Raw genomic sequence first — 15,998 nt, forward strand, 5'->3', positions numbered from 1 at the left:
TTCTATGAACCGGAGCCTCTTTAAAACCAAATATAAATTAAACGAGCAATACAAACATACGAATATTCATCTTAAAAACAAGATTATTTTAATATTTATTATAAAAAACAATAACCAAACACATAAAAACAAGAATAAAATTAAAATAAAAACCAAAATTTATAAATTAAACAACATTAAAACACAAATAAACACACAAAAACAGAACAAATAACAATCAACACAAACAAAAACCAACTCAAAAACAACAAAACAAAGAACAAATAACAATTAATACAAACAAAAACCAACTTAAAAACAACAAAACCAACAAATAACCACAATAAAACCTAAAATAAACAGACTCAAATCAATTTAAAAGGCACAAATAAAAACAGATCCAGAAATGAGGGGAATAAAACTTCTCCCCTGCCATTCTGTAATTTATTGGCAGAAATCCTTATTTTTGAGCGTTCCACAAAAAGATCATGATTAAAAGAGAAAAAATAAAGAGCCTGCTAGAGACTACAGATTTCAACAGAGAAGTTACCGTAATGGGTTGGGTTAGAACCTTCCGCAATAATCAGTTTATTGCCATCAATGATGGCTCCTGCATGGGAAATATCCAGATCGTTGTTGACTTTGAAAATACAAATGAACAACTGTTGAAACGTATTACCACAGGCGCGGCGATCGCTGTGACGGGTACAATCGTTGAATCTTTAGGTAAAGGACAGCGTGTTGACGTGAAAGCATCTTCTATAGAAATTTTAGGGGACAGTGATCCCGATAAATTCCCGCTGCAACCTAAAAAACACAGCCTGGAGTTTTTACGCGAAATTGCCCACCTGCGTTTCCGTACCAATACTTTCAATGCTGTATTTAAAGTAAGACATGCTTTAGCTTTTGCTATTCATCAATTTTATAACGAAAGAGGTTTTGTGTATATGCACACTCCGGTAATTACGGCTTCAGATGCTGAAGGTGCGGGAGAAATGTTTAAAGTAACCACGCTTGATTTTGACAATACGCCAAGAACTGAGGATGGCAAAGTCGATTTTTCTGAAGACTTCTTTGCACGCGCCACCAACCTTACCGTTTCCGGTCAGCTGGAAGGTGAACTGGCAGCGATGGCATTCGGGCAGATATATACTTTCGGGCCTACATTCAGGGCCGAGAATTCAAACACTACCCGCCACCTCGCAGAGTTTTGGATGATTGAGCCTGAAGTAGCTTTTGCTGACCTGGAAGACAATATGCAACTGGCTGAGGATATGATGAAGTATGTCATTACCTATGCCCTGGAAAACTGCAGGGAAGAGATTGAATTCTTAAACAACCGTCTTTCAGAAGAAGAAAAAAGCAAACCTCAGAACGAGCGCAGCGAACTTTCTCTGATCGATAAATTGAAATTCTGCCTGGATAACGACTTCCAGCGCCTGACCTATACTGAGGCCATTGCTATTTTACGTTCGTCAAAACCGAACCAGAAGAAACAATTCAAATACCTGATCAATGAATGGGGAGCCGACTTACAATCGGAACATGAGCGTTACCTGGTAGAGAAACACTTCAAAAAACCGGTAATCCTGACAGACTATCCTGCAGATATCAAATCGTTCTACATGCGCCAGAATGAACCGGATACTGAAGGTAGAAAAACAGTAGCCGCTATGGATATCCTGTTCCCCGGCATTGGCGAAATGATTGGTGGTTCACAAAGGGAAGAGCGTATGGATAAACTGACCCGACGCATGGAAGAACTGAACATCCCTCAGGAAGAATTGTGGTGGTACCTGGATACGAGAAGATTCGGTTCTGCGCCCCATTCAGGATTTGGACTGGGTTTTGAACGTTTGGTACTGTTCGTTACTGGTATGACCAATATCAGGGACGTGATTGCTTTCCCAAGATTCCCTAAAAACGCAGAGTTTTAACAAATAACTTATAGCTTCATAAGCCCCACTGTATTCATTTACAGCGGGGCTTATTATTTTGGCATACGTTGTGATATTATTTTTTTAGTAAATTTACCATATGCTTATTAAAATATATCCAGAGAACCCGAATGAAAAAGCCATAGATCAGGTGGTGGAGATCCTTAAAAAAGGGGGACTCATCATCTATCCTACTGATACCATATACGGTCTCGGTTGTGACATTACGAATCAGAAGGCAATAGAAAAGATCTGTAAGATCAGGGGGATTAAGCCGGAGAAAGCAAACTTTTCCTTTATCTGCTCAGATTTAAGCCATATTTCTGATTTTGTTAAACCCATTGATACGACAGTTTTCCGTTTACTGAAAAAAGCCTTGCCGGGTCCTTTCACTTTTATATTCAATGCCAGCAACAATGTCCCTAAATTACTCAGCTCCAATAAGAAAACAGTAGGAATCAGGGTTCCTGACAATGATATCGCAAGAGCTATTGTGAAAGCCCTGGGCAACCCTATTCTTTCTACGTCGATTAAAGACGACGATGAGCTGATTGAATACTCTACAGATCCTGAACTGATACATGAGAAATATGAAGATCTTGTAGACCTGGTAATTGATGGTGGCTATGGAGATAATGAAGCCTCTACGGTGGTAGATTGTACTTCGGGCGACTTTGAAATTATCCGTGAAGGTAAAGGAATTCTGGAGAATTACCTTTAAATGAAGCCACTTTGGCTATAAGCTTTCCTTCCATGATGAAATACAAATCACAGAAGCGGAATACCTTTCCCCCTTCTGTGATTTACAATTTAAGGGGTAGGGCTAATTCCTGAAAGTCTTCATAAATGCCTGTACATTTTCCTTCAGGTCTCCACCCGGAAGAGATTTTACAAATGCAGTCCCTATAATCCCTCCATTCGCAAATTTGCATGCCTTATCAAAGGTTTCCTTACTGCTGATCCCGAATCCGATCAGTGTTGGATTATTCAGGTTTAAAGCTGCAATCCTGCTGAAATAAAGTTCCGTCTGATCGGAAACCTGCAGGTTCTGCCCCGTTGTAGCAGAAGAAGACAATAAATAAATAAAGCCATTGCTCAGGCCATCAATTTTATGAATCCGCTCTGTGGAAGTCTGCGGGGTAACCAGAAAAATATTACTCAGCCCATTTTTCAGAAAGGCATCTTTATATAACTCTTCATATTCTACCATGGGCAGGTCGGGAACAATACATCCGTCTACGCCTACAGCAGCACAGGCTTCACAAAACCTTTCTACACCATATTGCAATACCGGATTCACATAGCCCATCAGCAGGACCGGAATGGTCACTTTCTTACGTAATTCTTTCAGCTGTTCAAACAGCAGGTTCAGGTCCATACCGCTATCCAGTGATACCTTACTGCTTGCCTGGATAACCGGTCCGTCTGCAACAGGATCGGAATAAGGAAATCCTATTTCCAGCATATCGGCACCTGCTTTTTCCAGCTCTTCCGCTATGGTGATGGTATCTCCCAGCCCAGGATATCCTGCAGTGTAATAAATGGAAAGTATATTATTTTTTTTCTCTTTGAATAATTGATTAATTCTGTTCATCTGATTTTCTTAATAAAGATTTGTTTCCTGGGGATTGCGTTAAAAACCGAAATACTTCATGTAGGTATCCATATCCTTATCTCCCCTGCCTGAAAGACATACCACAACATTCTCCTTCCCCGTGAAAGTCATTTTTTCCAGTTGTGCAAGGGCATGCGCACTTTCTATGGCAGGAATAATACCTTCCAGCTGTGTACACAGCAATCCCGCACGTAAGGACTCATCATCTGTAATGGACACATAGGTTGCCCGGGTAGTTTTAAACAAGTGTGCATGCTGTGGACCAATACCAGGATAATCCAGTCCTGCAGATACAGAATGCGGTTCCACGACCTGCCCGTCTGCAGTTTGCATCAGAATACTCCGGCTCCCATGCAATACGCCTTCTTTGCCGAGGAAAGTTGTCGCCGCACTGAAGCCACTGCTTACCCCTTTTCCTGCGGCTTCTATGGCCACAAGTTTTACCTTTTCATCATTTATAAAATGATAAAACATCCCCATGGCATTACTGCCGCCACCAACACAGGCCAATACATAATCAGGCTGGTCATTCCCGGTTTGCTCCAGTAATTGCTTTTTGGTCTCTTCAGAAATCACGGACTGAAAAATAGAAACCATATCCGGATAGGGATGTGGTCCAACAACAGAACCAATAATATAATGGGTGTCGACAGGATTGTTTATCCAGTCGCGCATCGCTTCATTTGTCGCATCCTTCAAAGTCTTACTACCGGAAACTGCCGATACCACCTTGGCGCCCAGCATTTTCATCCTTGCTACATTCGGTGCCTGGCGCTGGATATCAATTTCGCCCATATAGATCACGCATTCCAGTCCGCGCAAGGCACAAACTGTAGCTGTAGCTACCCCATGCTGCCCAGCACCCGTCTCCGCGATGATCCTCTTCTTGCCCAATTTTTCTGCCAGCAGGATTTGTCCGATAGTATTGTTGATCTTATGTGCACCGGTATGGTTCAGGTCTTCCCGCTTCAGGAAAATATTGGCATTATATTTCTCCGACAAGCGTTTTGCCAGGTATAGTGGCGACGGGCGCCCTACATAATCCTTTAATAAGGCATGAAATTCTTTTTGAAAATCTGCATCATTAATCACCTGAAGATAATTTTGTCTCAGCTCTTCCACATTGGGATAAAGCATTTCAGGGATGTATGCACCGCCGAAATCTCCATAATAACCTTTTTCATTTACAAAGTAATCCATGTCTTTTATGTTTAATGCTGTTGATCCTCCATGAGGACAGCAGGGTTTTAAATTTGTTGAATTCGTCTATTGAACTTATTGAATTAGCGATTTGAATTTTTTGAGTTCTTCTATATTTTTCATTCCTGGTGCTGTTTCAAACCGGCTGTTTACATCCAGGGCATATAAACGTTTATCATTCAGCTGCAACAATTCCGGCACACTGTCTATACCTATTCCTCCACTTAAAAAATACGGTGTATTGATTGTATATTTTTCCAGCAGTTGCCAGCTGAAGGTTTTTCCTGAACCACCATGGTCTGGCGTTTGCGTATCAAAAAGGAAGTAATCCACCTGATCGGCATAAGGCAATAAGCTGTCAAAATCGAAATCTGCATCAATCCCAAATGCCTTGATCACTTCAGCAGAAGACAATAGCGCTGCGCAATATTCCGGACTCTCCTTGCCATGCAGCTGTACCGCTTTCAGCTGATAGGCATCGATCACTTGTTTCACATCCTCAAGATCCTGATTGACAAATACCCCGGTAGTTTTTATAGGTGCTGGAATATTCCTAACCTCATTGGCATCGAGATAGGCAACGAAACGCTTTGAACCCGGATAGAAGATAAAACCCATATAATCCGGTGCCAGGGCCACTACTTCGGCGATATTGGCAGGAACTTTCATCCCGCATATTTTTAATCCTGCTTTCATTGTACTAAGTTTTGGAAGCTCTTTAATGCATGTCCGCCGAGCAGAGAAGTTTCAGCTTCATAGTAACAATCCGCAAAAGACTGTTCAGGAGAGATGGTTTGAATAGCCAGTGCAGCATTACATAAAACGACATTGTTCTGTGGATAGGTACCGGCTCCCTGTAGTACATTCATAAAGATCTTAGCGGAAGATTCAACGGTATCGCCACCGGCAATTTCATGCACATCAATCTGGTCAAAGCCCAGATCAGAGATTTTAATCAGTGCTTCTCCCTTTTTACTGAAGGTCTTGACATCACAGGTCAGTGAAACCTCATCGAAACCATCAACAGCATGGAGTATCGTATAATTTTTATCCGTTTCCTGGTACAGGTAAGCATACAAACGGGCGAGTTCCAGACTAAACACCCCAACGATCTGGTTTTTCGGCTGTGCCGGATTCACCATGGGGCCCAACATATTGAAAAATGTTTTCACGCCCAGATCCCTTCTGATCGGCGCTACAATTTTCATTGCCGGATTAAACAGGGGCGCATGTATAAAGCAAATACCGGCACGGTCCAGGCTGCGTTTCAATACATCCTGCTCTGAAGTAAACCGGTAACCCAGATGTTCCATCACATTGGAAGAACCACATCCTGAAGAGACGCCATAGTTACCATGTTTGGCGACTTTATAACCCGCACCAGCAACCACAAAAGACGCAAGCGTAGAAATATTGAAGGTATCCTTCCCATCTCCGCCGGTACCACAGAGGTCTATCAGTTCATAATCTGACAGGTCGACCTTCACACAAAGGTCAAGCATGGCATCCCGGAATCCCTGCAACTCTGCCACGGTAATATTACGCATCCCAAAGGCGGTAATAAATGCAGCAATCTGCGAGGTATTGAATTCTCCGGCAGTAATTGACGTCAGAATCCGTTGCGCCTCTTCCCTGCTAAAGGACTTGTTTTCAAATAAGTGGTTAAGAATTTTCTTCATGGCTATAAACAAAAAAAGGTTGCTCTTCAGAGCAACCCACAAATATTTTTATATAAAATAAAACGTACAAAATAGGGTTACACTACGCTGCTGCGTTGTGCCACCACCAATTATTAAGTCCGTTTGTTAGTATCATTGTCACAAATATGGAATTGTTTTTGCAAAGCAGCAAATCTTTTTGCAACTATTTTATCAGGGCATTCTTCTCTTTGGTGAAATGATTAAATACCAGCTTATCGGCCAATGCAGGAAGTAATTTATTCAACCATACCGTCAATTTTCCCTGCCCGGTCATCACCAGGGTACGCTTACGTGCTGAGATCCCATTGATAATATTGACCGATACCTCTTCGGCAGACATCATTTTCCCCTCTTCCATACTGGTTTCACCATGTGACAGACCATCTTTCGACAAGGCCGCCACACGGATATTGGAAGTCGTAAAACCGGGACAGGCCACCATGACATGAACCCCCGTCTTTAACAATTCAGTCCGTAATGCTTCCATAAATCCATTCATCGCAAATTTCGAAGCCGAATATCCGGTCCTTCCCGGTAAACCGCGGTATCCAGCAATAGAAGACACACCTACGATACTGCCTTTGGATTTTATGATTTCCGGTAAGGCATATTTTGTACAATAAACAGTACCCCAAAAGTTTACATCCATCAGGTTCTTCAATACTGACAGATCGAGTTCAGCAAACAGGGCGCGCATGGAAATACCTGCATTATTTAATAAAACATCTACTTTTCCGAAAGTCAATACAGCCTGTTTAATGAGCAGTTCACAATCGCTCTCCTTACTCACATCTGTCTGAACGGCCAGTGCTTTAATGCCATATCTTTTTTCCAGATCGGCCGTAATTTCACACAAAGACACAAATTGCCGCGCACCGAGTACCAGCTGGGCACCGCGTTTTGCAAATTCCTCAGCACAGGCTTTTCCGATGCCGGAGGAAGCACCGGTGATCACGACTACTTTATTCTTAAATTCCATTTTAATTATTTCGTTAAAGCGTTTACATACGGTACTCTGGTCACGATTGAGCGACCAAGGGTAATCTCGTCTGCATATTCCAGTTCACCACCAAAAGCAATACCACGGGCAATGGTCGTAATTGGAATTTGAAAATCTTTTAATCGTTTATAGAGGTAAAACAAAGTGGTATCCCCTTCCATTGTTGCACTTAAGGCAAGGATCACCTCCTTCACAGGTGTGGTAGCCACGCGCTGCACCAGGGAATCGATATACAGATCTGAGGGACCAATACCATCCATAGGCGAAATCAGCCCGCCAAGCACATGGTAAACCCCAAAATACTGGGAGGTATTTTCTACCGCCATCACATCCCTTGTATCTTCCACCACACAAATGATTTCCTTATCGCGCCTGTTTGCCGTACAGATCTCACAGATGGGCTGGTCGGAAATGTTATGACATATGGTACAGTGTTTAATATCCTTCCTTAATCTCATTATAGCATTTCCGAAAGCATCTACTTCTTCCTGCTCTTTATTGAGCAAATGAAGCACCAACCGTAATGCGGTTTTCTGGCCTACGCCCGGTAATTTAGAGAATTCGTTAACAGCATCTTCAAGAAGCCTGGATGAAAAGTTCATCTTACAAATTTATATTTATCTTCTGTTATTTGATTTTTAAAATATGATTTTCTTACATTTAGCTCCTAATCATTTACCAGAATATGACTCCAGCCATCCTTTTATCCTTTCTTTTGGGATATTTTGCACTCTTAGTTGGTGTAGCTTATTTTACCTCCCGCAATTCGTCTGACAATGCTTCATTTTTCATTGCCAACAGGAATTCGAAATGGTATCTGGTAGCCTTTGGGATGATAGGAACCGCCTTATCGGGTGTTACTTTCATCTCTGTACCCGGGGCGGTTGGAAAAAGTGAATTTGGCTATTTCCAGTTCATACTGGGAAATGCCGTCGGGTTTATCATCATTGCGACCATCCTGCTTCCCTTATATTACCGCATGAACCTGATTTCCATTTATACCTATCTGGAAAAAAGACTGGGACCCAGGAGCTATAAATCAGGAGCCGTTATTTTCCTGGTATCCAGGACTATCGGATCAGCCTTCCGGCTTTACCTGGTAGCCATCGTTTTACAGAAGTTCATTTTTGATGCCTGGAATGTGCCTTTCTGGCTCACGATAGTGATCTGCCTGGTGTTGATCTGGCTGTATACCCATAAAGGGGGATTAAAAACGATTATCATTACTGATACCATGCAAACTGTATTTTTGCTCCTTTCGGTAGTTTTGTCCATTATTTTTATTTCTAAATCCCTCAACCTGGATATTGCAGGTACTATTGAGGCCGTAAAGACGAGCAGTTATTCAAAGATATTTTTCTGGGAAGACTTCATGGGCAGCAAATCACATTTCCTCAAGCAGTTTATGGGTGGAATTTTTGTTACGATAGCCATGACAGGGCTGGACCAGGACCTGATGCAGAAGAACCTGAGTATGAAGACCATCCGCGAAGCACAAAAAAACATGTTCACTTTCACCGGAGTATTTGTGGTCATGAACATTTTCTTTTTGAGTGTAGGTGCTTTGTTATACCTGTACGCTGCTAAAAACGGTATTGATGTGACTGCACTAAAAACACCAGACCATCTTTATCCGGAAATCGCCCTGAACCACCTGAATATTATTCCCGGCATTATCTTTATGCTGGGTTTAACGGCTGCCACATTTGCGACCACAGACTCTGCACTGACGGCATTAACAACTTCATTTTGTGTAGATTTTCTACATTTCGATAAAAAAGAAGATCAAAATGCACCCGCTTTGGTACGTCAGAGGCATATGGTACATATCGGTTTTTCTGTCCTTATGGTATTGGTTATCCTGGTATTTAAGATCATTAACGATGATTCTGTCGTTAACTCTATATTTACCGCAGCGGGATATACCTACGGGCCCTTGGTTGGCCTCTTTGCCTTTGGCATGCTCACCAAACGTGGTGTTGCCGATCGGCTGGTACCTTATATCTGCATAATTTCCCCTGTGCTTTGTTATATCATCAACAGCAACAGTGTGCATTGGTTCGGCTATGTGATGAGTTTTGAGCTGATCGTTTTAAATGGGTTGATCACATTTTTATTACTATGGGTAACAGGTAAAACCTCCCTGTCCCAGACTAAATTTTAAATATAAATCAGAGAGAGAATGACAGGTGATGAAAAAATAAGAAAAGCCTTTGAAAATAAAAACTGGCAGGAAATTAAAGTAACAGATTCCTGGTCTATTTTTAAAATCATGGCAGAATTTGTAGATGGATTTGAGAAACTGGCAAAAATAGGGCCTTGTGTATCCATTTTTGGATCGGCAAGGACACCGGAGACCAGTAAATATTACCAGATTGCCGTAGAATGCGGAAAATTATTAACCGACCGTGGTTATGGGGTAATTACCGGCGGTGGGCCGGGGATTATGGAAGCCGGAAATAAAGGTGCACATACCAATGGCGGCAAATCTGTGGGACTGAATATTGATCTTCCTTTCGAGCAGTTCCACAATAAATATATTGACCACAATAAACTGCTGGAGTTTGATTACTTCTTTGTCAGAAAGGTAATGTTCATGAAATACTCCCAGGGATTTGTGGTGTTACCTGGTGGAATGGGCACCATGGATGAACTTTTTGAGGCAATTACACTCATTCAAACCGGTAAAATTGCACGTTTCCCTATCGTGCTGGTCGGCAAAGAGTACTGGGGTGGATTAGTGGAATGGATCAAGACCACCATGCTGGAGAAAGAACACAACATCCATGCAGAAGACATGAATCTGTTCAGACTTGCGGATACTGCTGAAGAAGCAGCCGAACATATTTTCAGGTTCTATGAAAAATATGTCCTGAAACCGAATTTCTAGCCTCCGGGAAAATGTAGCGTACAACAAGAAAGCGGGTGTATCATCAATCATGACCACCCGCTTTCTTGTTGTTTTTACCCCTAGCCTCCTACGGAAGCATTTTCAAATATTCAATACTCAGAGGGCTTAGTTTCGTAAATGATACAACTTCTTGTTTATTGTAGCCGCATCCACTTGATGGGGTATTTTTAATCTCTTAAAAAATCTCAATTTCTATGTGGAGACCGTTTATTCAAATTTGGCTTAAGGTAATTAATTGATATGGCTCACACCGCCAGACACCACCAGTTTCATAGCATCTGCTGCACTCATGTTCAAGATTTTAATACGTTCCTTTTTCACTACACATACCTGTCCCGCAAAGGAATAGGAAAATGGAAAATAGACAACCGCTTCACCGGGAAGACCAATAGAAGCCAGGTCCTGTTGGGTTAAGAAACCTATCTTTTTCATATCCCCTTCCACTTCCACGATGACCGGATGATTGAATTTCTTTTCATCTCCAACAAATGCCTCGGCAAGGTCTTTAATAGAAGAATAAATAAAATTCAGTCCCGGCAGCCTGTTCATCCATCTGTTGAACCAGTTGTACATTGGCTCAGTCACAAAATTGGTTACAAAAATCCCTGCGATCAGGATCAGGGTAATCACCAATGCCAAACCTAAACCGGGAATATTCCTGCTCGCCCCGGTTCTGGGATCAACACCCAGAATATTGTTCACATTCAGCCAGCTGTCTACTGTGGTCACCGCCCATATCACGATATAGATACTTAACGCGACAGGCAGTACAATCAGTAAGCCCTTAATCAGATAATTCAATAATATCCTGCCCAATTTATTCATTCCCCAGTCCTAATTTATTCTTCTGCAAAATTACTCATAAAAATATACCCGTTTGACTCTTTGAGAAATATTAGTCAATATTTCATACGGAATGGTATCTATCTGTGCGGCAAGATCGGCAATCGTCAGCTGATGATTAAAAACAATCACTTCATCACCCGATTTGGCCTCGACACCCGTAATATCCAGCATACACATGTCCATGGCTATAGACCCTACTGTAGGAACCAGCTGCCCATTTACCATCATCTGCCCCACCCCATTACCGAAAGCCCGCCTGTAGCCATCCGCATAGCCAATTTTAACCGTTGCAATGGTTCCTCCACCAGGTAATACTCCCCTGCGTCCATACCCTACTGTCTCCAGAGGGCCAATCTTTTTGATTTGTGTGATCGTTGTTTTCAATACAGCAACCGTATGTAGTCCCCTGCCGGCTTTTATTCCTGAATCGAAACCATATAAACCTATGCCTATTCTTACCATATCAAATTGTGCATAAGGATGCCGTGTAATGGCAGATGTATTTGAAATATGGCGTATAAAATCATATCCAAGCCCATCTTTTAACTGCCCTGAAAGGCTTACAAAACGCTCGATCTGATATTTTGTAAAATCATCATGCACTTCATCTTCACTTGCTGCCAGATGAGAAAATGCAGAAATCACTTTTAGCTGGCCCGAAGTGCCCAGCAAAGCTAACAGATCCGGTAAATCGGGATCTTCAAATCCAAGCCTGTGCATTCCCGTATCTATTTTGATATGCACAGGGTAGTTTGTTACCGAGGGTGGTAAAAAAGCCATAAATTCTTTCAGGATATCCAGGCTGTATATTTCCGGCTCCAGCTGATACTTCAGAATAGCTTCGAAAGCATAGGGTTCCGGACTCATCACCATTATTGGCAGCGTGATCCCCGCTTTCCTTAGCGCTATCCCTTCATCAGCAAATGCGACAGCCAGGTAATCTACCTTATGGTATTGCAGCAGATTAGCAATTTCAAAGCTGCCACTGCCATAGGAAAAGGCTTTTACCATCGCCATTACCTTCACACCAGGTTTTAATTTTGTCTTATAGAATTTAAGGTTGCTGGCCAATGCATTCAGGTCAATCTCTAAAACCGTATCATGTATTTTCTGGGTCAGCAGTTTGCTGATCCGCTCAAAGCCAAACCTGCGTGCCCCCTTGACCAGGATAGTTTCATTGGCAAAATGAATTGCTGGAAGCTGATGGATGAAATCTTCGGTACTTTGGTAAAATACGGCTTCCAGGTCGAATAATTCCGCGAAAGCAGATAAATGCGGACCGATACCTATCAGCCGGTTCACTTTTTTCTGTCTGATCAGCGAAGCGATTTCTGTGTACAGATCCTGGTCATTCTTTCCGGTCTCATATAAATCGGACAGGATCAGTGTACGTCTCTCGTGCTGATTCTGCAACTTCAGGAAATCCAGCGCAATGGCCAATGAAGAAATATCGGCACTATAGGAATCATCAATTACCGAGCATTGGTTAATCCCGTTTTTCAGGGTAAGCCGCATATTTACAGCAGTTAACTTTTCCAGGCGCAGGTCTGCTTCCTCGGCAGAATACCCTAGTGCAAGCAACGTAGCCCAGCAAATAATTCCATTCTCTACAGAAGCCCTGTCACTAAATGGGATGAGACATTCTATTTCTTCCTGTTTGTATAAAGCCCGGATATAGTTTTTACCTTCAATCGGCTCCACAAAAAGAATTTGTAAATCAGCTTTTTGTTTGGTGCTCCAGGAAAACTGTTGTCTTCCCGGCAGATTTTTGGTAGCTATTACACCCGTATAATCAGGTGAATAAATAAACAGACGGGTGTCTTTGAATAACTTCAATTTCTCTGCTAATTTTTCCGCTGGTGATGAAAAACCTTCGGCATGGGCTTCTCCGATATTGGTAAGAATACCAATGGTGGGCCTGATCATGTCTGCAAGGGTCTGCATTTCTTCCATCCTGGAAATTCCTGCTTCAAATATGCCAAGCGTGTGCTCCTCTTCTATCTCCCATAAGGATAAAGGAACGCCGATCTGCGAGTTAAAACTTTTCGGACTCCGCACAATATTAAAATCGGCCGCAAGTAATTGGTACAACCACTCTTTTACCACTGTTTTCCCATTGCTGCCAGTGATCGCAATCAGCTCTTTATTGAACAGGCTGCGGTTATAGGCGGCAAGCTGCTGCAATGCGCCAAGGACATCAGGTACCAGGAGAAAGTTTGCCTCTGCGAATTGTCCGATAAAAGCGGGATCACTGATCACGAAATTCCTGATTCCGTTTTCATACGCATCAGCAATAAAGTCATGTCCGTTCCGCTCCGCTGGAATAGCAAAAAACAGGGAGGATTCCGCATCGATCACATTCCTGCTGTCTATCACCAGATTATTAATGCTGATAGGGTGACCTATACTGGCATTGCTACTGATATTGTTATTTACACCGGTATGATCATGTACATTCCTGAGATCAACATGGAGTATTTCCGCAATCTGCAGGATGGTATAGTTTCTTTCGCTCATTTGTTAAAGATACTTAGCTATGGGCGGCAAAGTTAGTAAAAGATAGTCGAATGGGATCTGATGATATACATTCCGTAAACCTGCAAACAACAATTATTATGTGGATATTTGCGAAAAAAAAAAGAAGGACACATTGGATAGAAAACCATCAAAACCTGTAGTATTGGATAAGAAAGCTGCTTTAGGAAAAGCAGAGAGTTACTGTGCCTATCAGGAACGTTCCCAACAGGAGCTGAGGAACAAACTGTATGACTGGGGCTTATGGAAAGATGATGTTGAGGAGATCATTTCAGATCTGATACAGAACAATTTTCTGAATGAAGAAAGGTTTGCCATGGCTTATGTTTCCGGAAAGTTTAATATCAAGAAATGGGGGAAAATTAAGATCAGACAGGGGCTGAAACTAAAAAATGTGCCTGATAAAATGATCTTAAAAGCACTGAATGCCATAGATTATGATGAATATTTACACACCATCCTCTCTATAGCAGAGAAAAAAATGGCTTCTATAACAGAAAAAGAGCCTTATAAAAGGAAATATAAGCTGGTGACTTATCTGCTGGGCAGGGGCTTTGAAAATAATTTAATTTCAGAGGTACTGAAAGACAATAACTTAAGCTGATACTAGATTTTTTTGTAAAAAATAACTTGACAGTAATATAAAAGTATTTATATTTGCAATCCCAAACGGAAACAAGGTTTACAATTTAAACCGCCTCCTGAAGGGCTTCATCGGATGATGTAGCATTAAACCATGCGAAAGTAGCTCAGTTGGTAGAGCACGACCTTGCCAAGGTCGGGGTCGCGAGTTCGAATCTCGTCTTTCGCTCTAAATTCTTTTTACCGGAGAATTTAATTTAAAAGGTTAACACCTGCTCAGATGGTGGAACTGGTAGACACGCAGGACTTAAAATCCTGTGACCTTAAAAGTCGTGCGGGTTCGATTCCCGCTCTGAGTACTAAAGAATACCCTGTATAAAATATATACAGACATTATTATACCAATGCGAAAGTAGCTCAGTTGGTAGAGCACGACCTTGCCAAGGTCGGGGTCGCGAGTTCGAATCTCGTCTTTCGCTCTAAAGCCTTCTTTTCAGAAGGCTTTTATTTTAAAAGGTTCAACACCTGCTCAGATGGTGGAACTGGTAGACACGCAGGACTTAAAATCCTGTGACCTTAAAAGTCGTGCGGGTTCGATTCCCGCTCTGAGTACAAACAAAATATTTTTTGTTTTCAAAAGGGTTACTTCTCAAGTAGCCCTTTTTTATTACCCTTTCAGTTCAGCATAAATATGAATCAAGTAAGGATCAATGCCAGATGTTGTGGAGCAGTTCTAATTTTTTGTAATTTAGGCATAAGATACTATTCAAACGCTGGGATTCACATCTAGTACGAAAACCAGCGTTTGAATAGTATCTTATGCTGTTTTCGATTTTGACTCTCCTAATTGCTCCCCATTTTTAGATACATTCTAGCTGCAATTGCGACCAATAACATAGTATATATAAATTGAAATCTCAAATGAAGCCTAAGATCCGAGGCTTCATTTGATAATCAGTATTATGGTTTTATTTGTGCTGAAATTTTGATTATCTTTGGGTATGCATACTGCGGTTCAAAATAAGCAATCATTATTATCTCTACTTAAAGCCAATGGTCAAAAGTTAAGGTCTTTTGGTGTTTTAAACCTAAGTCTGTTTGGATCTTTTATTACAGGTAAATTACATGATGATAGTGATGTAGATCTATTGGTAGAATTTGATCCGCAACAAAAGAGTTATGATAATTTTATGGATTTGTCATTCTTCCTTGAGGATCTCCTAGGCAGAAGAGTTGAAGTTGTCACGCCACAATCTCTTAGTAAATATATTGGGCCACATATTTTGAATCAAGCTGAAAATGTTTCCTTCTAATATTGAATTGTTAAAACATATTCTAGAGGAGACCTCTTTCATTCTTGATTCTACAATTGGAAAAAACAAGGAAGATGTAATTAACGACCCTATTCTTTCCAGAGCGTTAATAAGAAGTCTCGAGATTATAGGTGAAGCTAGCAATAAGGTTGATCCTGCTTTCAAATCATTATATCCTCATGTAGAATGGCGGAAAATGTCAGGAACGAGAAATCGCCTGATTCATGATTATTTTGGAATAGACTATGATATTGTTTGGGATATTATTATATCTAAGCTTCCAGATCTAAGGAATGCTATTAGTGAGATAATTTCAGAGTACTAATGTCCAATTCCTGTAAATCGCCGTGGAATCCGCTGTATTGAGCCATCCGCGTCGT

At 41.5% G+C, this 15,998-nt stretch carries 15 protein-coding genes and 4 tRNA genes; 11 read left to right on the forward strand and 8 right to left on the reverse strand.

Going from position 1 to position 15,998, the window contains the following annotated elements:
- Window positions 1-467 precede the first annotated feature (467 nt).
- Both asnS and ACSBL2_RS19500 read left to right on the forward strand, forming a co-directional pair.
- Window positions 468-1,916, forward strand: a complete 1,449-nt coding sequence (gene asnS / locus ACSBL2_RS19495; RefSeq protein ID WP_442588231.1) for an asparagine--tRNA ligase — start codon at window positions 468-470, stop codon at window positions 1,914-1,916.
- A 100-nt stretch (window positions 1,917-2,016) separates the two neighbouring features.
- Window positions 2,017-2,637 (forward strand): L-threonylcarbamoyladenylate synthase, encoded by a 621-nt coding sequence (locus ACSBL2_RS19500; protein WP_442588232.1) that lies wholly within the window; start codon window positions 2,017-2,019, stop codon window positions 2,635-2,637.
- A 102-nt stretch (window positions 2,638-2,739) separates the two neighbouring features.
- On the opposite strand, the gene trpA is transcribed toward ACSBL2_RS19500, so the two are convergent.
- The 6 genes from trpA to recR all read right to left on the reverse strand — a co-directional run bounded on the left by trpA (window position 2,740) and on the right by recR (window position 8,033).
- Entirely contained in the window at window positions 2,740-3,510 is a 771-nt protein-coding gene (trpA, locus tag ACSBL2_RS19505; protein ID WP_442588233.1) for a tryptophan synthase subunit alpha, read from the reverse strand.
- Window positions 3,511-3,549: 39 nt separating this feature from the next.
- On the reverse strand, window positions 3,550-4,731 hold the full coding sequence (trpB, locus tag ACSBL2_RS19510; RefSeq protein WP_442588234.1) for a tryptophan synthase subunit beta: 1,182 nt from the start codon (window positions 4,729-4,731) through the stop codon (window positions 3,550-3,552).
- Between the two features lie 75 nt (window positions 4,732-4,806).
- The gene (locus ACSBL2_RS19515) at window positions 4,807-5,427 is read right to left on the reverse strand and encodes a phosphoribosylanthranilate isomerase (protein WP_442588235.1); all 621 of its coding nucleotides are present in this window, start codon (window positions 5,425-5,427) and stop codon (window positions 4,807-4,809) included.
- A complete protein-coding gene (gene trpD / locus ACSBL2_RS19520; RefSeq protein ID WP_442588236.1) occupies window positions 5,424-6,410 on the reverse strand; it encodes an anthranilate phosphoribosyltransferase in 987 nt (328 codons plus the stop codon). Before trpD ends, ACSBL2_RS19515 begins: the two co-directional genes overlap by 4 nt.
- 184 nt (window positions 6,411-6,594) lie before the next feature.
- Window positions 6,595-7,410 carry an SDR family oxidoreductase gene (locus tag ACSBL2_RS19525; protein ID WP_442588237.1) on the reverse strand — a complete coding sequence of 272 codons (816 nt, stop codon included), beginning with the start codon at window positions 7,408-7,410 and terminating at the stop codon, window positions 6,595-6,597.
- A gap of 5 nt (window positions 7,411-7,415) precedes the next feature.
- On the reverse strand, window positions 7,416-8,033 hold the full coding sequence (gene recR, locus ACSBL2_RS19530) for a recombination mediator RecR (protein WP_442588238.1): 618 nt from the start codon (window positions 8,031-8,033) through the stop codon (window positions 7,416-7,418).
- Between the two features lie 83 nt (window positions 8,034-8,116).
- Between recR and ACSBL2_RS19535 the strand changes: the two genes are divergently transcribed.
- Window positions 8,117-9,595, forward strand: a complete 1,479-nt coding sequence (locus ACSBL2_RS19535; RefSeq protein ID WP_442588239.1) for a sodium:solute symporter — start codon at window positions 8,117-8,119, stop codon at window positions 9,593-9,595.
- Window positions 9,596-9,613: 18 nt separating this feature from the next.
- On the forward strand, window positions 9,614-10,321 hold the full coding sequence (locus tag ACSBL2_RS19540) for a TIGR00730 family Rossman fold protein (RefSeq protein ID WP_442588240.1): 708 nt from the start codon (window positions 9,614-9,616) through the stop codon (window positions 10,319-10,321).
- Window positions 10,322-10,573: 252 nt separating this feature from the next.
- Here the strand turns inward: ACSBL2_RS19540 and ACSBL2_RS19545 are convergent, their stop codons facing one another.
- Together ACSBL2_RS19545 and ACSBL2_RS19550 are read right to left on the reverse strand one after the other, a co-directional pair.
- Window positions 10,574-11,167, reverse strand: a complete 594-nt coding sequence (locus ACSBL2_RS19545; protein WP_442588241.1) for a DUF502 domain-containing protein — start codon at window positions 11,165-11,167, stop codon at window positions 10,574-10,576.
- Between the two features lie 30 nt (window positions 11,168-11,197).
- Window positions 11,198-13,705: a bifunctional UDP-N-acetylmuramoyl-tripeptide:D-alanyl-D-alanine ligase/alanine racemase gene (locus ACSBL2_RS19550; RefSeq protein ID WP_442588242.1), complete on the reverse strand. Its 2,508-nt coding sequence runs from the start codon at window positions 13,703-13,705 to the stop codon at window positions 11,198-11,200.
- A gap of 133 nt (window positions 13,706-13,838) precedes the next feature.
- Here ACSBL2_RS19550 and ACSBL2_RS19555 point away from each other — a divergent pair, with 133 nt between their 5' ends.
- From ACSBL2_RS19555 to ACSBL2_RS19585, 7 genes are all read left to right on the forward strand, one after another.
- Complete coding sequence (locus ACSBL2_RS19555) at window positions 13,839-14,327, forward strand: regulatory protein RecX (RefSeq protein WP_442588243.1); 489 nt, start codon at window positions 13,839-13,841, stop codon at window positions 14,325-14,327.
- 134 nt (window positions 14,328-14,461) lie between these two features.
- A tRNA-Gly gene (locus tag ACSBL2_RS19560) sits at window positions 14,462-14,534 on the forward strand.
- 45 nt (window positions 14,535-14,579) lie between these two features.
- A tRNA-Leu gene (locus ACSBL2_RS19565) sits at window positions 14,580-14,664 on the forward strand.
- Between the two features lie 47 nt (window positions 14,665-14,711).
- A tRNA-Gly gene (locus ACSBL2_RS19570) sits at window positions 14,712-14,784 on the forward strand.
- Between the two features lie 48 nt (window positions 14,785-14,832).
- A tRNA-Leu gene (locus ACSBL2_RS19575) sits at window positions 14,833-14,917 on the forward strand.
- Window positions 14,918-15,306: 389 nt separating this feature from the next.
- Window positions 15,307-15,618: a nucleotidyltransferase family protein gene (locus ACSBL2_RS19580; RefSeq protein WP_442588244.1), complete on the forward strand. Its 312-nt coding sequence runs from the start codon at window positions 15,307-15,309 to the stop codon at window positions 15,616-15,618.
- On the forward strand, window positions 15,605-15,943 hold the full coding sequence (locus tag ACSBL2_RS19585) for a HepT-like ribonuclease domain-containing protein (RefSeq protein WP_442588245.1): 339 nt from the start codon (window positions 15,605-15,607) through the stop codon (window positions 15,941-15,943). The genes ACSBL2_RS19580 and ACSBL2_RS19585 overlap by 14 nt, the downstream gene beginning before the upstream one ends.
- The last annotated feature ends 55 nt before the right edge of the window (window positions 15,944-15,998 follow it).

It is taken from the genome of Pedobacter sp. AW31-3R (assembly GCF_052180285.1).
Taxonomy (GTDB): Bacteria; Bacteroidota; Bacteroidia; order Sphingobacteriales; family Sphingobacteriaceae; genus Pedobacter.